20 protein-coding genes and 1 tRNA gene are annotated in these 20,107 nt (G+C 59.4%); 5 read left to right on the forward strand and 16 right to left on the reverse strand.

Annotation, left to right across the window (positions count from 1 at the left end; all coding sequences use genetic code 11):
• Positions 1 to 3 precede the first annotated feature (3 nt).
• The 11 genes from BN1724_RS02150 to BN1724_RS02200 form a co-directional block, all read right to left on the reverse strand.
• Positions 4 to 2,205 carry a primosomal protein N' family DNA-binding protein gene (locus BN1724_RS02150; protein WP_231928126.1) on the reverse strand — a complete coding sequence of 734 codons (2,202 nt, stop codon included), beginning with the start codon at positions 2,203 to 2,205 and terminating at the stop codon, positions 4 to 6.
• Entirely contained in the window at positions 2,175 to 2,555 is a 381-nt protein-coding gene (locus tag BN1724_RS02155) for an FKBP-type peptidyl-prolyl cis-trans isomerase (protein ID WP_058234039.1), read from the reverse strand. Before BN1724_RS02155 ends, BN1724_RS02150 begins: the two co-directional genes overlap by 31 nt.
• Before the next feature lie 86 nt (positions 2,556 to 2,641).
• Entirely contained in the window at positions 2,642 to 3,598 is a 957-nt protein-coding gene (locus BN1724_RS02160; RefSeq protein WP_058234040.1) for an FKBP-type peptidyl-prolyl cis-trans isomerase, read from the reverse strand.
• Between the two features lie 40 nt (positions 3,599 to 3,638).
• Positions 3,639 to 5,027, reverse strand: coding sequence for a Pup--protein ligase (gene pafA, locus BN1724_RS02165; RefSeq protein WP_058234041.1), 1,389 nt, complete (start codon positions 5,025 to 5,027; stop codon positions 3,639 to 3,641).
• On the reverse strand, positions 5,017 to 5,703 hold the full coding sequence (gene prcA, locus BN1724_RS02170; protein ID WP_058234042.1) for a proteasome subunit alpha: 687 nt from the start codon (positions 5,701 to 5,703) through the stop codon (positions 5,017 to 5,019). The genes pafA and prcA overlap by 11 nt, the downstream gene beginning before the upstream one ends.
• Positions 5,700 to 6,566, reverse strand: coding sequence for a proteasome subunit beta (prcB, locus tag BN1724_RS02175; protein ID WP_231928127.1), 867 nt, complete (start codon positions 6,564 to 6,566; stop codon positions 5,700 to 5,702). The genes prcA and prcB overlap by 4 nt, the downstream gene beginning before the upstream one ends.
• Complete coding sequence (locus BN1724_RS02180; RefSeq protein ID WP_058235699.1) at positions 6,563 to 6,754, reverse strand: ubiquitin-like protein Pup; 192 nt, start codon at positions 6,752 to 6,754, stop codon at positions 6,563 to 6,565. Before BN1724_RS02180 ends, prcB begins: the two co-directional genes overlap by 4 nt.
• Positions 6,755 to 6,833: 79 nt before the next feature.
• A complete protein-coding gene (gene dop / locus BN1724_RS02185) occupies positions 6,834 to 8,570 on the reverse strand; it encodes a depupylase/deamidase Dop (protein ID WP_058234043.1) in 1,737 nt (578 codons plus the stop codon).
• On the reverse strand, positions 8,567 to 10,231 hold the full coding sequence (gene arc, locus BN1724_RS02190) for a proteasome ATPase (protein WP_084253078.1): 1,665 nt from the start codon (positions 10,229 to 10,231) through the stop codon (positions 8,567 to 8,569). The genes dop and arc overlap by 4 nt, the downstream gene beginning before the upstream one ends.
• A 2-nt stretch (positions 10,232 to 10,233) precedes the next feature.
• Positions 10,234 to 11,382, reverse strand: a complete 1,149-nt coding sequence (locus BN1724_RS02195) for a tRNA (adenine-N1)-methyltransferase (RefSeq protein ID WP_084252678.1) — start codon at positions 11,380 to 11,382, stop codon at positions 10,234 to 10,236.
• Between the two features lie 56 nt (positions 11,383 to 11,438).
• Positions 11,439 to 12,524, reverse strand: a complete 1,086-nt coding sequence (locus BN1724_RS02200) for a M50 family metallopeptidase (protein WP_172797064.1) — start codon at positions 12,522 to 12,524, stop codon at positions 11,439 to 11,441.
• A 178-nt stretch (positions 12,525 to 12,702) separates the two neighbouring features.
• Between BN1724_RS02200 and BN1724_RS02205 the strand changes: the two genes are divergently transcribed.
• Positions 12,703 to 13,590, forward strand: a complete 888-nt coding sequence (locus BN1724_RS02205; protein ID WP_231928129.1) for a PAC2 family protein — start codon at positions 12,703 to 12,705, stop codon at positions 13,588 to 13,590.
• Positions 13,591 to 13,747: 157 nt separating this feature from the next.
• The gene (locus BN1724_RS02210) at positions 13,748 to 14,410 is read left to right on the forward strand and encodes a S1 family peptidase (protein WP_058234045.1); all 663 of its coding nucleotides are present in this window, start codon (positions 13,748 to 13,750) and stop codon (positions 14,408 to 14,410) included.
• Between the two features lie 168 nt (positions 14,411 to 14,578).
• Here BN1724_RS02210 and mshC read toward each other — a convergent pair whose 3' ends face one another.
• The 4 genes from mshC to BN1724_RS02230 all read right to left on the reverse strand — a co-directional run bounded on the left by mshC (position 14,579) and on the right by BN1724_RS02230 (position 18,072).
• Positions 14,579 to 15,904, reverse strand: a complete 1,326-nt coding sequence (gene mshC / locus BN1724_RS02215; RefSeq protein ID WP_084252680.1) for a cysteine--1-D-myo-inosityl 2-amino-2-deoxy-alpha-D-glucopyranoside ligase — start codon at positions 15,902 to 15,904, stop codon at positions 14,579 to 14,581.
• Positions 15,905 to 16,102: 198 nt separating this feature from the next.
• Positions 16,103 to 16,975, reverse strand: a complete 873-nt coding sequence (locus BN1724_RS02220) for an undecaprenyl-diphosphate phosphatase (protein ID WP_058234046.1) — start codon at positions 16,973 to 16,975, stop codon at positions 16,103 to 16,105.
• A gap of 126 nt (positions 16,976 to 17,101) precedes the next feature.
• Complete coding sequence (locus BN1724_RS02225) at positions 17,102 to 17,440, reverse strand: hypothetical protein (RefSeq protein ID WP_058234047.1); 339 nt, start codon at positions 17,438 to 17,440, stop codon at positions 17,102 to 17,104.
• Positions 17,441 to 17,607: 167 nt separating this feature from the next.
• Positions 17,608 to 18,072, reverse strand: coding sequence for a tRNA (cytidine(34)-2'-O)-methyltransferase (locus BN1724_RS02230; RefSeq protein WP_058234048.1), 465 nt, complete (start codon positions 18,070 to 18,072; stop codon positions 17,608 to 17,610).
• Here BN1724_RS02230 and BN1724_RS13410 point away from each other — a divergent pair.
• The 3 genes from BN1724_RS13410 to BN1724_RS02240 all read left to right on the forward strand — a co-directional run bounded on the left by BN1724_RS13410 (position 18,071) and on the right by BN1724_RS02240 (position 18,857).
• Positions 18,071 to 18,196: a hypothetical protein gene (locus tag BN1724_RS13410; RefSeq protein WP_269447048.1), complete on the forward strand. Its 126-nt coding sequence runs from the start codon at positions 18,071 to 18,073 to the stop codon at positions 18,194 to 18,196. The genes BN1724_RS02230 and BN1724_RS13410 overlap by 2 nt on opposite strands.
• 92 nt (positions 18,197 to 18,288) lie before the next feature.
• The gene (locus tag BN1724_RS02235; RefSeq protein ID WP_058234049.1) at positions 18,289 to 18,717 is read left to right on the forward strand and encodes a hypothetical protein; all 429 of its coding nucleotides are present in this window, start codon (positions 18,289 to 18,291) and stop codon (positions 18,715 to 18,717) included.
• 51 nt (positions 18,718 to 18,768) lie between these two features.
• Positions 18,769 to 18,857, forward strand: a tRNA-Leu gene (locus BN1724_RS02240).
• A 197-nt stretch (positions 18,858 to 19,054) separates the two neighbouring features.
• Here the strand turns inward: BN1724_RS02240 and BN1724_RS12805 are convergent.
• Positions 19,055 to 19,891: a hypothetical protein gene (locus BN1724_RS12805; RefSeq protein ID WP_157085715.1), complete on the reverse strand. Its 837-nt coding sequence runs from the start codon at positions 19,889 to 19,891 to the stop codon at positions 19,055 to 19,057.
• Between the last annotated feature and the right edge of the window lie 216 nt (positions 19,892 to 20,107).

Below are 20,107 nucleotides of genomic sequence, written 5' to 3' on the forward strand. Positions count from 1 at the left end.
GGGCTAGAACACGTCCGGAGGATCCACACGAAATCGCAGACGTCCAGGCCGCTTGCGAGCGGTGCGAGATGCAAAATGTGAGCGCAGCGCGTCAGCGAGTTCACCCGATGCCTCAATCGGACAGCGCAAAACAGCGCGTACGCCCTCTTGGGTGGTGTCGACTCCCCCACCTTCGGTCCGCACAGCGTCGGTGACCTTGAAGCCAGCCATCTCATGCGGAACCGGACCGAAAATCTCAGTTCCCGTCGGAAGCACCAGGTCCTGTAGGAAATCCTCAACCGCAGGCCGATCCCCGACGATCTCGGCCACCTTAGTCCACGGAGGAAGCCCCAACAGCTCTCGATCAGCAAGAACCTTGTCTATAAACCAGTGACTTCGGGGAATCAACAGCGCCCGCAACGCCGGTAAGGACGCGGTACCCACCGCGAGCACCCTTCCGCCATCTGCCGCCGATCGGACCAACCCAATAGCCCCAGACCAGCGTCTCAGGGCCTCAACATCTGCGTCGTAGCTAGCCCGTGAGGCCATCGCATCGCAGTCCAACAGCACCGCAGCCGCGTAACCGTCGATAGCTGTCGGTTCACTGCCCGGTGTCGCGACCACCAGCGTGTCGGGCCCGGTGATTCCATCGGAAACGGTTCCTCCTGCCCCTCCAGCAACAACCAAGGTCGTGTCAGGAAAAGCCCGGCGCAGTTCATCCGCGGTGCGCAACGACCCCACTACCACCGCCCGAAGCTGGACCCCATCGCATTCTGGGCAGCGATACGAATGCGCCGCTCGTCCGCACACTGAACATCCCAGGTCCTCGCCTCGGCGGCGAAAACTGAGTGAGGCATGACAGGTGGGACACAGAGCCCGGGTGCCACATCGCCTGCATGCGACCGCCGGAACGTAGCCGCTGCGAGGTACCTGCACTAAAACCGGGCCCTGAACGAGTCCCTGACGGATGGTGGCGTACGCGGCGCTCGGCATCCGAGAACGACCGCTGGCCCCTTCGCGGCTGCGCAGATGCTCATCCATCACATCGACCTTCGCCACCGCGTGGAGGCGATCAACATAGCCTGGAACAGGAGGTAAGTGACGCATCCAGTTATGCCGAACCAGATAGGTGGCTGTCACCGGATGCGAAGGTGCCAGGCTCAGCAGCGCGGCCGATTGGATACGCGAGCGAGCTGCGAGGACTGTTCGGGTATGCGGATAAGGTGCGCGGGGCTCGGCATGCAGATCGTCGTCCTCGTCCCAGCAGATCAACAGGCGCAGATGCATAACTGGGGCAAAGGCTGCCGAACGCGTGCCCACCACAATGCGTCGCTGACCAGTCAGGACCCGCAAAAATGCACGGTAGCGGCGTTGTGGGCCGTCGGCGCTGCTGAGCAGCTCGTGCTCAATGCCCCGATCTGTCAGTTCCCTAGACATTCGTTCGGCATCGCGCTGATCCGGGGTCACCACAAGCGCGCCCTGCCCACTATTGAGAGCCGTAATGGCATCGGCAGCGATGCCGGTCCACCGATCGCAAGCATCCACCGTCAGCACCGCCCTGGGAACGAGGTCATCCTCGGATCGCGCATGCTCGGTAAACGCCCGTAAACCTAGATACGCATCGAGAGCAGTGTTCTGAGATTGGACATCCGGGGGCGCATCCGCGGGTACATCTCGGATCGCGAAGTCCTGCGTACACGGTGCATCACCGCTGCGATCCGAGGACTGATCGGTAAGTTTGTCCCGGCGGGCTCGCTCTGCCTTTTCCGCGCCAGCGTGGCGTGCGGGTACGGCTAATCGCACGACATCCGCAACCGTGCCACCGCATCGCCGGGCTACGTCCCGGCAGACCTCCAAGATGTCTGGGGTGAGCACAATGTCCTCGGACACCACCGCACGCAGCGGAGCAAGCGGGCGATCCGTTTCAGCCCGATCGCGCCGAGCCAGCACAAAACCGTCCGCCTCGCGTCCCGCAAACCGAACTTTCACCCTCTGACCAGGTGCAGCATGAGCGCAACTGGTTGGTACCGCGTAGTCGAAGGGGCGATCTAGATGCGGCAGCGTACCCATCACGAGGACGGATGCCACCGGATCCTGGGGGGCGAGCTCATAGCCCGCATCGGTTCGTACCGGCGGGGCCGACGACGTCTGGGCGGCGAACAGGGCTTCCTGCTCGCCGCCTGCACGTGCTGCGGTCAGAGCGACCGAACTTCCATCAGATCGCACACGAAAATAAGGGCCTCCCCAGGAGCGATAACAGGAGGTGCACCTCGGTCACCGTATGCGAGGTGAGCTGGGATCTCCAGACGACGGCGTCCACCGACTTTCATGCCCTGGACTCCACGATCCCACCCTGCGATCACCTGACCGACACCGAGCTGGAAACGCAGCGGCTCACCGCGATTCCACGAGGCATCGAATTCCTCGCCGGTGGAATGCGCCACACCCACGTAGTGCACATCGACAATGCTCCCGGCTGTTGCCTCCGGGCCATCGCCGACGACCTCGTCGATGATGACAAGGTCAGTCGGTGCGTCATCGCCGGGGAAATCAATTTCAGGCTTAGTACGCTGCATGATGCTCCTTTAAAACAGTGGCAAAGCCGGTGGGACACCGAGCTTGCTGAGGTCCCGGGCTGAGTGAGCTAGAGGTCCGCTAGCCGTCAGCTTTCCGGGCTGAACGCATACAGAATATCGACGACGAACACCAGGGTCTTATGAGCAAGCTGGCCCTGATCTCCGTAGGCGTCTGACGGGGGAATCACCAGCTCGAGCTGGCTTCCCACAGTTTGACCGACCAGAGTGGAATCCCATCCCTTAATCACCTGGCCACTGCCCAAAACGAAGTCAAAGAGTTCACCCCGTTTCCAGGAGGAGTCAAACTCTTTACCGTCATCCCAGGTCCAGCCGCGGTATTGCATGATGAGGCGGTCACCGTTTTTGGTTTGGCGACCGCTGCCCTTAATCGTGACGGCTGACTTAGTTTTCGTGGGTGGCTGGCCCGAGGGCTTTGCCGAGAGATTGGGCGCTCCGTCATCGGCGAGGGTGAAGGCGGGCATTCCCGGGGTGGGTGCGACCGCATTGCCGCTAGCGCGCGAGGGGATGACATCCACCGCATCGAGTACTTGCACCATCCCGAGAGTGGAACCATCCTGTGACTGGGCAGGTCCCACCGTCAAAAGCCGTGAACCGATCGAGGTACCGGTGAAAAAGTCAACAGCGTCCTTGCCGATGGCTTTGTCGGTGAGGGTCAGGATGAGAGGCTTATCGCCCTTCCAGGTGGACGCTACAGTCTTGCCGTCACTCGAGCCGACAAGCTTCGTCTTAAAAATGACGGCCTGCCCCTTCTGAAGCTTTTTTCCTTTGCCTTCGGTGACGACCTTGTAGGCCATCTTGTTAATTTCCATCGGCGCGGTGAACGTGATCTCGGGCTCTTTGGATAAATCAGTGCTGACCTTAATGCGGTCCAAGATGGCCGCCCCCGCATTTGGCCCGTTCGACGGTGCGGTGCTTGATGCGGGTTTACCCGAGTCCTTGTCGCCGCATCCGCTGAGCGCAATAGCACCCAGAACAGTTGCGGCGGCGCCGCTCGAGGTTAGAAGGCGTCGCCTAGTCAGCACAGTGCGTCCTTTCGAGTGTGGTCATCGTTCGCCTCGCACCCTAGAACGGAAAACCCGGGTTGCGATTATCAGGATGGGAACTGTGAATCTCATCCACTAACCGGTCCACATCCTTGGACTCGGTTTGGAATGGATCAAGCAGGGTCACAGGCCGCGCCCCGGGATGGTTTAGGCGCAAAGTCGTCCAGTCAGCGACGTGGTCAACTCCTCGCGCTAACGCCTCGGTGACAAAGCGCCCGCGCAGATGTGCCCGGGTACTGCCAGGTGCGGTCTGCATCGCCTCCTGCACACGATTCTGGCTGATCACAGACGGTGCAAGGCCTCGTTTACGCAACCGGTCGAAAATTCCGTCGGCAGCTGAGATATCGTGATAGGCCAGCTCTAGCCGGTGAATCTCGGCATCATCTAGCGGCACGCCACGTCGCTCACAGACCCGGTCGAACAGGTTCTTCTTTATTGCCCAATCCAGCTGAGTTGCGACGCGACTGTGATCTCCCGTCGCCACCGCATCCAGTGCCGTCTGCCAGAGATTCATCAATTCAGGATCCGCATCCGGGAATGCTGCGGCACACGCATCCAGATATGTCTGTTGAATCGCTAGTGGGCTCGAGGACCCCCCGGTAGCCAGTGGAAGTGGGGTGCTCCCGCTCAAATCGCGAGCCACCTGGCGAATAGATCTAATCGGGTCTGCGAGTTCAAGGTCAGGCACAGCGCGCCCTGACTCAATTAGCCGAAGGACGAGATCGCAGGTTCCCACTCTCAACATGGTGGAGAGTTCCGACATCGTGGAATCACCGACGATTACATGCAGTCGGCGAAAACGTGTGGGGTCCCCGTGCGGTTCATCGCGGGTATTGATAATGGGTCGAGTGCGGGTGGTTGCCGACGATACCGCTTCCCACATGTGGTCGCTTCGCCGGGAAAACACAAAGCGCGGACCATCGGGATCGGTGACCACTCCGCCTGCGCCCGCCACGATCTGACGCGTAATCAAAAAGGGCAGCAAAACCCGAGGAAGCCGGGTGAACTCACCGCGTCGGCTTACCAGGTAGTTTTCGTGTGAACCGTAACCATTACCCTCGGAATCGACATTGTTTTTAAACAGGTGAAGCCGAGCATCCTGGCCTCGTGCAGCAAGTCGAGCATTCGCCTGGGAGACAAGATCAGACATAATCTGCTCCCCCGCGCGATCTTGAGCGACGAGGTCCAGCACATCATCGCATTCAGCCGTTGCATATTCGGGGTGCGAGCCGACGTCGACGTATAACCTCGCCGCATTGGGCAGGAAAACGTTGGATGAGCGCCCCCACGCAACCACTGGCCGAAACATTTCCCGGGCCGCATCTTCTGGCTCCACGGCGCGAGTCCCATCCTCGCGCACGCACACCAGGCCATATTCGGTCTCCAGTCCGAAGACCCTACGCTCCATGGGTGGCTCCACGTTCGTTGAGTTCAGCAGCCGGTATTCGCCGAAAACATCGACCGGGCCCGGACCGATCGAGAATTGCGGCTTCGAGGTTCATAGGCCCCGAGTCCGAGGACTCCTTCAGGGCTCGAGCAAGCACTGACAAAGTCTCTCCCCACGATGCGGACGGATCGTAGACGGCTTGCAACGCGGAGCGGGTCCTTGCCACATCGCCGCCAATCACCACCAGGTTCTGTTCCTCGGCGACAGACCCGTCATACGAGAGGCGGTAAAGGCGATCCTCATCAGGTTGTGCCCCCACGTCTGCGAGGACGATCTCAACCTCCAGTGGCTTGACCGCACCGGTGAACGCTTCTCCCAATGTTTGGGCGAAAGCATTCGCGAGCCCCCTGCCCGACACGTCAGCGCGAGAGTACTGATAGGCGCGGACATCAGCCCAGCGAATACCGGCAACGCGTAGTGCCTCGAACTCGTGATACTTGCCCACCGCTGCAAACGCGAGCCGGTCATGGATCTCGCCGAGTTTGTGCAGTGACGTCGATGGATTCTGAGCAATCAGCGCTACCGCGTTGGCACAGGAAGCCACGACAACGCTGTGTCCTCGTCCTATGCCTTGCCGTGCAAAGTCTGCGCGGTCTTTGGTCAGCTGTTCCGGGGAGACATACCAGGGCGCGCTCATCGTAAAACCTCCTCAACGAACGGGCGAACTTTGGCGTCGTCCAACGCTCGCGCTCCGTCGGCGTCACAGATAATCACGTGAGAGGGCACGTCTGGCCTGGGACCCACAGTGGCGGAGTCCTGAAGGGCGACGTCGCGCAGAGCCGCCAAGCATCCAAGGATTGCCTCCGAAGGAGTGGTGGCACCGAGTGAGCGCAGAGCAGTTTTAGCCATTTGGGCCCCGGAACCAATGGCCGCAACTGGTGATTCCTCGTAGACCCCACCGGTCACGTCGTAGGTGTGAATGCGTCCTCGGCTTTGACGGGTATCCCACCCGACGAGCATCGGGACCACTGAGAGCCCTTGCATTGCGGTCGGAAGATATCCGCGCACAATCCTGGCAAGGCGCCCTGCTTTGCCGTCGTGGCTCAGCTCGGCTCCTTCCAGCTTTTCGTAATGCTCTAGCTCCATCCGAAAGAGGCGAACCAGATCCAACCCGATTCCGGCGGTTCCGGCGATGCCTAGAGCGGTGCTGCGGTCGGTGACAAACACTTTGCGCAGGTCATCTTTAGCGATGAGATGGCCGGTGGTGGCCCGACGGTCGCCGACCAGGATCACAGCCTCCGGGACCACACAGGCGAGGATCGTCGTTCCGTGAGGCACGGAGGTGATCGCGTCCGTTGCCCGCTGACCGGTCGCCGCAGGTAGATTGGCGCTTATCGGAGCGAAATGGCCGCCCCATGCCCCGCCGGTCGCTGCGAGCAGGTCAATAAAGGACGACGTGGTGCTCGTATACGCATCCGCTGACGAAAATGGAACGCGAGGTACGGCGTCTGCCTGATCCCTGAGATATCCGGGCTGCGAGGGGTGCATCGGAGATGTCACTGTCCACCCTTTTGCACGAAAGAACGGACGAAGGTGTCCGCATTGGACTCAAGAACCTGGTCAATTTCATCGAGCAGATCGTCAGTTGCCTGGGTCTGGGCGTGGGTTTGCCCCGCTGGCGCAACGGCATCGGTAACCTCGTCGTGGTCATCCCCGCGCGATCCGGGCGTGACAAAAATTTGAGACATCGTGTTCTCCTTGGTGATCAGCCGATTCCAATGGGTGTCATCCGGAATCGACATGCTCTTATGTCTATTTAGGCGCGTGTCAGAGGTTCTCCGCAACTGGGCTAGGTCCGGGCTCCGCAGCACCTGAGCACGCCGAGACCACCTTCTCTAGCGGGTCCTGCGGATTGATACCGCGCTGCGCGCACCAGGCTGCTGAACCGGCACAGGGATCAGCCAGCTGCAACCGCATGGCGGTGGGATGCGGATCCTCGGGCGAGAGTGACGAATGGGCTGGCATTGTGACCGTGATGCAATCCCAGCCCGCGGAAAGCACCGAATCTCGATGATGGGTAATCAATTGACCGCGCAAATAGGCCCGGGTAGATGAAGGTGGAGTGGTGACGGCAGCCTCCACGTCACGATCCTCAACGATGTGGCGAACACGACCGGAACTGCGCAATTTAGCGGCAATCCCGCGCGCAGGGTCAAGATCGCCAAATTGCAGATCGATGGCTTGAAGTCGTGCATCGTCCCAGTCCAGGCCCCCTCGCTGACGGTAGGCGAGCAAGATATCTCGTTTGGCAACCCATTCGACGATGTCGGAGACGCTGGAAGGATCATTCGCTAAACCGTCCAGGATTTCCCGCCATAGGGTGAGCACGGCAGCAGTCTCTTGGTCGCTGAGATCCGCGTGCGCTTCAACGGCGTTGAGATAGGCGCGTTGAATATCCAGGGCCGTCATGGATCCGCCGTGGCGCAATGGAAGCATGGCCGATAGTGAAAGATCATGGCTGATCACGTGCACTGCTTCAACCGGATCCAATAAGTCAATTCGAGGCAGAAGCGTGCGCCCCGTAGCCTGCTCAGCTTCGATGGCGGCTAGCACCAGGCTGGTTGCACCCAGCTTTAGGAAAGTAGCTGTCTCGAAGGTATTGGCATCGCCAATGATGACGTGCAGTCGTCGCCATCGAGAAGCATCAGCGTGCGGTTCATCGCGGGTGTTGACGATCGGACGATTTAAGGTCGTTTCCAGGCCGACCTCTGCTTCAAAAAAATCCGCCCTGGACGATATCTGGAAGCCCGGTTGTAGGCCGCGGGTGCCAAGCCCAACTCGGCCCGATCCGACCATCACCTGGCGCGTGGCCAGGAAGGGGATCAACATCGATGTGAGCTGCTCAAACGGCACCGAGCGGTCCACTAGATAATTTTCGTGTGTTCCGTACGAGGCACCTTTGCCGTCGGTGTTGTTTTTGTACAGTGCGATGGCGTCCACACCGGCTGCTGTGCTCAAACGTTCCATGATGGAGCGGGCAATATGTTCTCCGGCACGATCCCAGATCACACCATCTCGGGCGCTCAGCACTTCCGGTGAGGAATACTCAGGATGCGCGTGATCTACATAGAGGCGGGCCCCGTTAGTCAGCACCGCGTTACCGATGGCATGACGCACGGCCCAATCCAGCACGTCGGCGTCGCTTGCCCCGGCCGGAGGCACAGGATCATCGGGAAGCGGCTGGTCCAGGTCAATGCTGGGAACGTGCGCGTCATGGACATCATGAGTGAGTTGGCTTGGGTGGGCAGCGGCACGGGAGATATCGAATCCGCGGGCGTCACGCAGCGGGTTTTCATCGCCGTAATCCCAGCGAATCCGTGATCGCAGCTCACGTCCACCACATTTTTCGACCAGCAACGCATATGCGGCAACGACTCGATGGGATAGCTCGATGGCGCTGGATGCTCCCGCCTGAGCCCTGCGATGAGGGTCCCGGTACAGCACACCGAACTCTGTTTCGATGCCCATCACCCTCTGGGTGTTCAGGCGTAGCACGGTGTTCATACCTGTTCCCTTCGCAACGAATGGTTCCGTTCCTGTCGCAGCGGACGTACTTGGTCAACGCGTCGGCCTCGGCGACCGGAAATGCGCGCCCAATCCTCAGGGTGCGCTGAGGAGGGAAGGTCCTCATTTTCGTCGAACTCTGCGTCCACCGCAGCCAGAAGATGATGCCGTGTAATTCCGCGATGTCCATCGGACAGATAGGACTTTACCGCTGCTTTTTTAGCTCGGTCGATGATGTTGCGTAGCATCGCACCGGAGACAAAGTCGCGGTAGTGAAGAACTTCGCGCTCCCCACCGGTGTAGATGATCTCTACGTAGGCGGTTTTTTCCCCTTGGGCATATATCGCATCGACGGTGTCGTTGAGCAGCACCGCTCGGTCACCGATCACCGGGACGCTCTGCCCGAGGTGCAGGTCGAGGATTTCGCGGGCGGCCTGAGCATCAGGCCGTCTGATCCGGATTTTCACGTCCAAACGACCTGGCCGAAGAATCGCCGGATCGATCATGTCCTCGCGGTTTGAGGCTCCGATCACGATCACGTTATCCAGTCGTTCAACGCCGTCTATTTCTGCGAGCAGCTGAGGGACGATCGTATTCTCGACGTCGGAGGACACTCCGGTGCCTCGGGTGCGGAACAGCGATTCCATTTCATCGAAGAACACCACCACGGGATATCCGGCACTGGCTTTCTCACGGGCCCGTTCAAAAACCAGTCGAATGGAACGCTCAGTCTCCCCCACGTATTTATTGAGCAGCTCCGGGCCTTTCACGTTGAGGAAATAGCTGGCAGCTAACGCCACAGCCGCGTCTTTGCCTTCGCTTTCCGCCACGCGCACAGCCAATTCATGAGCCACGGCTTGAGCAATCATGGTTTTACCGCACCCAGGAGGGCCGTAAAGCAATACACCTTTGGGCGGTCGCAGGCCGTGTTCACGGAATAAATCCTGATGCAGGAAAGGTAATTCGACGGCGTCTCTAATGGCTTCAATCTGGTCCCCGAGACCGCCAATATCGGCAAAGGAGGTCGACGGCACCTGCTCCAGCACAAGATCTGCTATCTCGGATCGTTCCACGCGTTCCAGCAACAATCCGGACTTCAGGTCAACTAAAACTTGGTCGCCCGGATGGAGGGCCGCGTCGTGCAGTTGCGCGGCGCGATCAAGAACCCGCTGTTCATCGGCATGGGACTGCACGACGACCCGTCCATCAGGTAAGGCGTCCACAACCGGAACGATCTGACCGGTTCGACCACATGGACGGGCTGCGACGGCGGCGAGGTTTTCGTTGAGCATGACCTCCTGTCCCTGCTGCAGCTCACTGAGTCTTAAATCAGGAGAAGTTGCCACCCGCATTTTGCGACCATTGTGCAGAACATCGATCGTGGTGCCGTCAGCTAACGATAGAAATGTGGCATAACTATTGGGCACTCCAGATATGCGTTCAATATCGCTTTTCAGCTGCACGATTTGAGCTCGCGCACTGCGTAAAGATGCGGTGAGTCGATCATTTTGCGCGGCTAAACGGGCAAGATCCTGCCGCAGTTCATGGAAGGTCGGGGCTGCATGATGTGTGGCCTCACTCGCGCGGCGATTGGCTGCGGGCTGCTCTGGTCGGGTCGAACCATTGGGCGTGACACCGGGAACTGCACCGGGATCGGCCATCATCAGCGGTCCCTTCCCTGGGTGAGATCGCGCCGCGCCCGGCGCACTTTGCGGGCTGACACTCCCCGCTCACCGAGATCTTCGGGGCCCCATTGACTAGTCGAACCACCGAACCCGTCATTATCTGGATGGTTGAGTTCAGCTTCGTCCTGAGCTCCAGACGCCGGACGGCGAGTTCGGCGTAGCGCCGGATGCCCGGGGGCTGTTCGCCGGGACGTGAGCAAGAACCCGGTATGGGCATTCATCCGGTGTTCGGGACGCACTGCCAAACCTTCAAGGTGCCATGGGCGAACAAACGATTCCCACGCATGGGGTTCGGTGAATTCGCCGTGGTCACGCAGCTTCTCTACGGTTCGTGACAGCTGGGTGACCGTGGCGACGTAGGCGAGGAATACACCGCCGGGAACCAGCGCATCGGCGGCTGCATCCACGCATTCCCAGGGGGCGAGCATGTCGAGAACAACACGATCAAAACGCCCTTTTTCCGTCGCAATTCTTGGCGCGTCGTCCTGGAAGTCCCCGACGCTGAGGTGCCATGTCGCGGGCCGCTGACCAAAAAAAGTTTCCACATTCAAGGCAGAAATTTCTGCGAAGTCTTCCCGGCGTTCAATGGAGTGCAGACACCCGTGATCGCCGATGGCTCGAAGCAACGCGATGCTGAGGCCACCGGATCCGACGCCGGCTTCGAGCACTCGGGCACCGGGGAAAATATCGCCCCACATAATGATCTGAGCAGAATCTTTGGGATAAACAATGGCTGCGCCGCGCGGCATAGACAAGGTGTAATCGCTGTACAGAGGCCGCAAAGCCTGATACTGCGTTCCCCTGGAATCAGTGACGACCACGCCATCCTCGGCGCCGATGAGGTCGCTGTGGTGCAGCACGCCGCGGTGCGAATGAAACGCGCCGTTTTCTTTTAACGTGATCGTGTGCATTCGGCCTTTGGCATCGGCTAGCTGTACTTTGTCTCCGAGGACGAAGGGGCCGGTGCGATCTAATCGGGGTCGCGTGGACGCAGCGAAGGCAGGGTCGTGATCCTTCTGTGAGGTGTCCTTGGGCACAGGCGAAGCGGACACAAGTGAGGCGGGCAGGGTTGAGGACGCAGTCGGCTCGGATGGCGTCTCAGGCGACGTCGAAGGATCGTGGGACATGATCTGTAGTCTACGGGCGCACCCGAGCTTCCCGGTCAGAGGTCCAGCTGAGCTGATCAGCTGTCCGAACCGGCAATAAAGTTATTCAGTTGCGATGTCTCGACGGCACCGAGCCACTGGCCGTCGTGGTCGGTGACTATATAAATCGCTGAAGGCTGACGTGTTAATGCCTCCGCCAGGGGGCGACCGTGCATACTCTGGTCCATCACCGTGTAAGGACCGATGGGGCGCGTCACGGCCGCAACGGGGGTTATCTGCCATGAAGCTTTAGGAAGCTGGGCGAGGATGCCACCATCCAAACGCCCTGCGAGCCCGCGCTCCTGATCAACCACCAGAATTCGGTCGCGCGGTCCGGGCGGAAGCTGATCAAGCACGAGGTTGCCGGGCACCGGGACTACTGGTCGCATGAGCGGAGTGAGCGATAAATGATCTAGACGCGTCTGAACACGTGCGTCACGCAGCGCATCGCTCGCTCCCATCCACAAAATGCCGGCAATAAGCACGCCCCAAAAAACCAATAACATGCTTTGTTCACCGCGATCTGTCAGCGCCCGCGCAGCGGCAGTAATCAGCACGAGCGCGGCAATCGCCCGGCCGCACCACGCGGCAACGGTAGTGGCCCGGGTTTGTTCGCCCAGCACCTTCCACAGCACCGCTTCCAGCATGCGCCCACCGTCCAGTGGCAGACCGGGGACGAGGTTAAATATCCCGAGTGAAACATTCAGGAGGATCGAGTACCACCAAAACGCTTGGGCAAGGTCTCCGCTGCTGAGATTGAACCCGATCATGCTGAGGCCTGCGAGGGTGAAATTCGCCATCGGTCCGGCCAGGGAGATCGCAAAAGAACGGCCCGGCGATAGATCATCACCTTCGTATTGGGTATGCCCTCCCCACACGTTCAAGGCAATCTCGCGCACCTTATGGCCAAAAACCCGTGCCACCAGTGCGTGGGATAGCTCATGCAGGAAGACACCCAAAATCAAAAACAGGGCAATACCCAGCGCTAGCACGAGCGCAATCGGTTTCGTCGCCTCAGTCCCCCGCAGCAGAGACGGATAGACCATCGCGGCCACAATCAAAACAGTGAAGAGCGTGGATGCCGACATGCGCAGCTGGAGACTGCCAAGTCGGAGCGAGGACATAGCCATCCCGGTTCCCTTCCGCCGCGAGAGTCGAGTGGGGCCTCGCGACCGCATGAGCATACCGTCCAGGCGCTAGAAAGGGTTGACCGTATCTCTGCGTGCCGGAAGCCGATAGTGTCGAGCCAAGAGCACTCGCGAATGATGCACGCATCGCGGTGGATACAAGGAAGGGATATTTGTGGAGGAGAGGACGACGGATGCCACGTCTCCGCTGGACGCTACCGGTTCGCAGAGCGGATCAGCACACGAGGGGTCCGGCCGACCAGCTGTGATTGCGTTCAGTGGGTGGAACGACGCCGCGGAGGCTGCAACCGGCGCGCTAACCCACCTGTTGTCCCAATGGCCGTCTCGCATAGTCGCAGCGGTTCCATCCGAGAAATACGTCGATTTCCAGGTCAATCGCCCCACCATAAGAACCGATGACGCCGGACGGCGGGTTATTGATTGGCCCGATATCCACGTGCATCTACTTTCTCCTCCCGAGGGACCTGAGCTGTTGGTGGCGAGCGGGCCTGAACCCTCTATGCATTGGCAGGCGTTCAGCGCCGATCTCATCACCGTGCTCCGATCGTTTGGAGCAGACCACCTGATGTGCTTGGGCGCCCTCCTGGCCGATACGCCGCATTCCCGTCCGGTCCCGATTTCGATCACTGAAGACGACGGCGTCACCTCGCGGTCGCTGCGCGATATCGGGAATGAGTACGAAGGGCCCATCGGGATTCCGACGGTTCTCGCTCAGGCTGCGGCGCGAAGCGGTTTGCGATCCACATCGATTTGGGCTCAGGTTCCTCACTATGTGGCGCAGAACCCATCACCCAAAGCGGTTTTAGCGCTGATTCGTGCTTTGGAACGTGTGGTCCCGCATACCCTGCCGCTCGCTCATCTTGAAAAGGACGCCGAGGAGTGGGAGCGCGGTGTTCAGGAACTGGTGGCTGCGGATGAAGAGGTCAGCGATTATGTGCGTCGCCTGGAGCAGACGCAGGATGCGGCGGAGCTTCCCGAAGCATCTGGGGAAGCTATTGCCCGTGAGTTCGAGCAGTTTTTGCGCAGGCGGGAAGAGAATTAAAACTCGTGGGGCTTAGGCTTCGGTCGCCCCGCTGTCATCCCTATTGTGGTCATCGATATCAATGTTCGCCTTTTTGTGTTGATATTGAGGTCGGGTGCACGGCATCCGCTTAACAGACGTCCTTACGGGCGTTTTTACTCACGATAGGAAACACATCATGGTCGCATCTATGCGCCGCCTCGGTATTGCTCTCGCGTCACTGCTGTTAGCAGCGGTCGGTTTTCCGGCAGCAGCTCAGGCGGTCTATCACGGTGAGCCCGTCACGCTGGCATCGGAGAGTTCCTGGGTTGCCACGGTGAAGTCCGACAGGGGCGCCGTATGTACGGGGTCGCTGGTGAACTCTCGCTGGGTGCTGACGGCAGCGCACTGCCTGGGTGGCAAGATCTCGGTAAAGTTTGGCGCCAAAAGCGATGAACAGCCCCGTCAAGTGGTTCGCGAAGTGCAGTTCGGGCGAGGCGACGCGGCGATGCTTGAACTCAGCGCACCTGTGACTGACCGCTCCCCCATCCCCCTCGCCACTGAAGCCCCGAAGGAAGGACAGAAAGGCACCGTTCTTGGAGTGGGCGGTACTCCGACCCTGTCGAAAGGGGAAGTCGGTGTGATCGGCTTCTATACCTCCCATAACACAGCTATGTTTGTCACCCAGTCGTACAACGGCGCTGGACCGCAACAGGGTGACTCCGGCGGTCCGACGATTTCTGGTGGAAAGCTGATCGGTGTGACCTCATCTATCGGTGCACGCGCCGAGGACGGAACCATTCAAGCCAATCACGTGCAGGTTTCGGCCCTCGTCCCGTGGATCAACGGCCTCATCAAGTAACTCATTTAGCTGCTGACGGTGTGCGCAGTTCACTTTGGTGATCTGCGCACACCATAGACCTCAGGCTGAGGGGCAGGAATCAGGATCCTAACGGCCCGCCTCTCAGTCTGAGCGCAGCATCAGTATCAACGCCGACGTCTCTTTAGAGATCTCCCAAGGCCGCCCGCCTCACAACGACAGGCCCATGAGCGCATCCAAGGCTCGGGCCATGTCGCATCCGGTATCGCCGACAGCGCGTTCGGGACGGGTGGTTTCATCAGCACGCCGAGTCAATGAGGCTGAGTGTTCGCTCACCTGCGCAGCCCAAGTATCCAAAACCCTCAGTGCAGCGGGTGAATCCAGGTCGTGGCGAAGGGCCGCACGGATGTCCTTGATCGCTTGAGCTTCTCGAGGGCCGCAGTGGCCGTTGGTAAGGGCTAGGGCATGCCGGATTGCAGCGGTGCGGGATAACGCACGGTTCAAGGTCTCATCGGTCCATTCCCAGTCTTCGCGATAGTGATGACTAAGCAGTGCAAGCCGAATCGCCGCCGGATCAACACCCTCAGACCTCAGCTGTGAAACGAACACTAAATTGCCACGCGATTTACTCATCTTGTGCCCGTCGAGCCCGATCATGCCCACGTGCGCGTACGTGGTGGCGAAATCTCTGTCTCCCAGCGCAATAGCGTGGGCATGAGACATGTCGTGATGCGGGAAGATGAGGTCGCGGCCTCCTAGCTGAATGTCGAACGGAATGCCCAGCCCGGTGCGGGAAATACACACGCATTCGATATGCCAACCAGGGCGCCCTGCTCCGAGTACCGGCGCATCCCAGGACGGTTCACCATCGCGCGCAGCACGCCATAAAAGCGGATCAAACCGTTGCCGCTTTCCCGAACGGTCCGGGTCTCCTCCACGCTCGGCGAAGACCGACATCATCTCCTCTTCGGACCAACCGCAGATCGCGCCCAGCTGGCCGTCCTGAGCCAGGTCCAAATAGAGGTCGTCGCCGACGGCATCGTCAGTGGGAACCCGGTAGGCACGACCACTGTGAACCAGCGCGGTCACCGCCTCAATAATGCTGTCGATGGACTCCTCAACCCCAAGATAGGTGGCGGGCGGGATAATCCTTAGCGCCTCCATATCCGTGGCAAAGAGCTCTGACTGATCCGCGGCGAGTTCACGCCAGTCGACCCCGGTCTGCTCTGCGCGTTCCAGCAACGGATCATCGACGTCTGTGACATTCTGGGCCGACTGCACAGCCCAGCCCGCGTCCAGCAACACCCGATGCAATAAATCCGCTGCTTGGTAGGTTGCTGCGTGGCCCATATGGGTGGAGTCATAGGGTGTGATACCGCAGGTGTAAAGCCGGACCACACCCTCCTTCAACGGTGTGATCTCATAAATGCCACGCCTGCGCGCATCGTAGAGATTTACGCGTGCGCGCTGCTGATCGGACGAGGATGACGTGGAACGGGGCAGAGTCGGGATCTCGGGGGCATGCCAGCTTTTCACGCCGACCAGGATACGGTGCCGAACAGCTGAACCCAGTCCACAGCCTCAAAGTGGTGTGAGCCAACGTATCTCGGCATGTCGTGAACCGATGCAGCTTGCTACACCTCAACCCGGGAGGACGAGGCGCTCAACCCGGGAGTGTGAGGCCCAGCCCGGTGCCTCGCAAGCAGGGCACAGCTCATCGAAAGCGCATAGATGTTAGGCGCCTGCCAGCGGGCTGATAACCCCACCCAAGAGCAGGCCGAACAAAACCAGGCCTGCGGCGATGCGGTAGACGACAAAGATTGCGTATGACCGGTTCTCGACCAGACGCATGAACCATACGATCACCGCGTACCCGACCCCGAAGGAAATCAGCGTAGCCACCACAATGGCCAGCAGCCCCGGGTGCCCCGCTGCGGCAGCTTCGGCTTGACCGCTAGAGGTCAGCAAGGCTGGGAGTTCCTTAGCTGCTTTGTACAGGCCAGAGGCGAAAACAGCCGGAACAGCTAGCAAAAATGCGTACCGTGCCGCAGCCTGCCGCGTGTATCCCATCAGCAGACCCGCCGTAATGGTGCCGCCAGACCGCGAAACCCCGGGAATCAGGGCAAGCGCCTGGGCGAGGCCGAACAAAATGCCGTGCTTCACTGTGAGCTGCTTCAGATCCCTCGTCTGGCGTGCATTAACGTCCGCATACGCGAGGATCACACCGAAAACGATGAGCATCGTGGCCGTGATGTAAAGGTTCCGCAGCGCGTGGTCGATCTGCTTTTCAAAGAGCAAACCGAGCACCCCGATCGGAATGGAACCGATAATCACCAACCAGCCCATCCGGACATCCGGATCTGACTGTGGCACCTTGCGAGCGAGAGCCTTACACCACTTCACAATGATCCGGGAGATGTCCTTCCAGAAATATAAAAGGACCGCTGTTTCCGTGCCGAGCTGGATAATCGCGGTGAAGGCGGCGCCGGGATCTTGTCCGGGCATCAAGAACTCACCGACAATGCGCAGATGAGCGCTAGAGGAGATCGGAAGGAATTCCGTCAGCCCCTGGACAAGGCCAAGGATGATGGCGTCAAAAAGTGACACGGGGACTCCGCTCTGACAGGGCGCGCCCTGTCAGAGGAGAGGCGCGCGATACGAAATAAGCGTGTACTACGGTAAGCGACTACGCGGATGCGCGGGGCCTAACGTGGGGATCTGTGAGCGTGAGCCTCACCGCTTAACGGCCCCGTCGTCCTCATCAATCGGAGGACCTTCCCCAAGGTAGTCGTCATCGTCCTCAAGATCGTCATAATCGTCGAGATCTTCATCCACTAGATCGTCGTACTCCTCCTCAAGGTCCTCGTCATCACCCTCGTAAATCACGAACGGGGTGTCCTCATCAAAGGCCTCAAAGAGTGCTTCGTCATAGGTGTCGAAAGCGGCGACCAGATTCTCAGTGGCGGAGGCGACCCCAGGGTCGTCCTCACCACGTCGAGCAGCGCACGCTTCGTAGTGGCGCTCGAAGGCAGCGATTAAGTTCTCGAGAGCGGCGCGCGGAGAGGTGTTCATAACCTGACGTTACCGTGTTCGGAGAAGGAATGGACAGTCCCAGGAGAGTTCTTATCAGCGTTCGATCCCGTTGCGTGACCCAATGCCCCTTATCGAATGGAGCACCGCTAGGTATTGCGGGAATTTGAGCGGTACGTGACGGCGAGCTGAGCGGAGTCAGAGAAGGCTCATCGCGCTCCGGCATACCCGTGCTGCCGCCATGCCTCATAGACGGCGATGGACGCGGCGTTAGCGAGGTTCAGCGACCGCCGACCGGGAATCATCGGGATGGTGACCTGCTCAGTAATCCGAGGATGATCGAGCACCTCTTCAGGCAGTCCTGTGGGTTCGGGACCGAACAGCAGCATGTCGCCAGGGCGGTAGGCAATGTCTCCGAACGTCACCTTCGCCTTCGTGGTAAAAGCGAAGACCCGAGCGTCAGGAAGCGCACGAAAAGCCTCATCCAGGGATGAGTGAACCGTGGTGGTGGCTAAATCGTGATAGTCCAGTCCGGCCCGTCTCAGCTTTGAATCCTCCAGGTCAAAGCACATGGGCTCAATCAGGTGCAGCTGCGATCCCGTGACCGCCGAAAGCCGGATCGCGTTGCCGGTGTTGCCGGCAATCCTCGGCTCGAAAAACACGATATGGAACATGACAAGGATCTTTGCACGTCGGCGAGTCTTCTACGAACCCGGACAGAGCCCGGAGAACTCGGAGAACCCTCGGTACGAACTCGTAGAACTCTTCGCGTTATCCAATGTGAACCCGGAGGACTGAAGTCGTTGTCGGGTGCGTAAAGACCCGGTAAAGTCGAAGCAGGTAGACGGCGGGGTCACGAGCTCCGTCGACTGGGAAGGAAGATCACTGAGATGCCCGACCGTGACGCAACTCCTGAGCTACGCAAGCTCACGCACTTAGCCATGGCCACGCGCACCGAGCTCATCAACCCTGCCTCCGCGCGCTCGCTGAATGACCTGATCTCACTCCTCGACCGCTTCGCTGCCGACAACACCATGCTGCGTGGTGACGAGGTCGATGAAGGTGTACTCAAACTGACGCTCGCCTCACTGGAAGACCTACGCACCCGTTTTGACGGCATCGATACCCTGTCCGTTCCTGAGTCGCTGGACGAGGTGATTGCCCGTCTGCACGTAATGGTGGCCGATTCCCAAAATACTGTGGGTGAGGCGGGGCGGCGCGCTGCAGCGTTCCGATTTCACAGCCCGCAGCTCCCCTCCCGACGCCCTGCCGTGATTCATCACACGAATGGCTCCAAAGTCGCTATTCAGGATGCGTAGCGCTCCGCTCGGATGCTACATTTACGTGGTCACCTCGTGAGGTGGCCACTCGTCCGGGTGGCGGAATAGGTAGACGCGCTAGCTTGAGGTGCTAGTGCCCGCTTTAGGGCGTGGGGGTTCAAGTCCCCCCTCGGACACCACGAGTAACTGACGCGAAAGCGTGAGGCTCATTTTACAAGGAACAATGCAAGGCCGGAGCGCCAAAAGGTGGTCCGGCCTTATTCTTGCCTCAAGGAGCATTTCATAATTCCGCGCAGCGATAAATTGGGGATTAGCATCTAGTTGATGAGGGAAGTCTGCCGTGAGACTTTGGATGCGGATGCGCCCGGTTATGTGGTCATATTATTCCCGCCTTTCCGCTAATACGCTCTATCATGCGATTGAGCCAATCTTTCAGGCGAAGAAAATATCCCTTACGAGTTGGAGGCTCGTTGGAGCTTGCGCCGGGGTAAGCAGGACCGGGGAGAGTTTCCGCGATTGTGCAGGGTTGATGGAGGGGTGCTTCAAGAGTTTCGGGCTCTGGTTCGACGACACGACGTTCTGCCATCTGAAGCTCCGACGCAACTGGTTGATCTATAGTTCCAGGGGTAGCGCGCGCTGGCGGAAATTCTGATGTCTGAATAGAGGGAGTTTTAGCCGTCGGAGCGACTTGATTTCGGTAATCGGCAATTTGTGCGCCCTGCACCTTTACGAGATCTTCTTCAAGTACCCATCCGGCACCACCGCTAATGTAGTGGGCATTTGGCCCGACCCAACGCCGCCTCTGCTCTATCACCTCGCGGAGAAACTTGCGCGCATCGTAGTTTCCACCACTGATGAGCTTTCGGTTGTCCGCTGATGGCTTCATTACCGTTGCTCCGATCCAAAGAAGAACACGCCCGCTATATCCAGGGACCCATGGCCTCGCCTCTTTGCGCCTATTTTCACGTTCTGAAACTCGAATTCGTGCAGCAGGATGGCGAAATAACTGCTGCCCGGCTTCTTTATCGGCATCCTCGGGTATAAGCCAAAGCACTTGAGCACCTAGCTCTTTTCGCTTTTCTTCCCTATCTTTGAAGTTTGTTTTCCATCTTTGGATTTCAATGGCTAACGGCGGGATGCTTTCGACCCAAACATCAGCCCGAGATTCATGGTGTTCTAGAATTGCCCTATATCCAATATCCCGACAGAGCATACTAATTCGCCGTTGGAGCCAGAGATGTTCGTCCGATATTGATCCCCCTCCATGACCAGCTTTAAAGGTATGTCCGCAGTCTGAGGTACCGGAGCGGTTGCGGAGAAATCGGGTGCCATTCTTCCTTTCCACCGTGACCAGTTCGGTACGACATCCGGGCTCTGGGCAGATCAGGGTGCCCGTAGGTAAGCTCCTCATCTGCTGCCAGTCGTCATC

Source organism: Devriesea agamarum (assembly GCF_900070355.1).
In the GTDB taxonomy this organism is placed as follows: domain Bacteria; phylum Actinomycetota; class Actinomycetes; order Actinomycetales; family Dermabacteraceae; genus Devriesea; species Devriesea agamarum.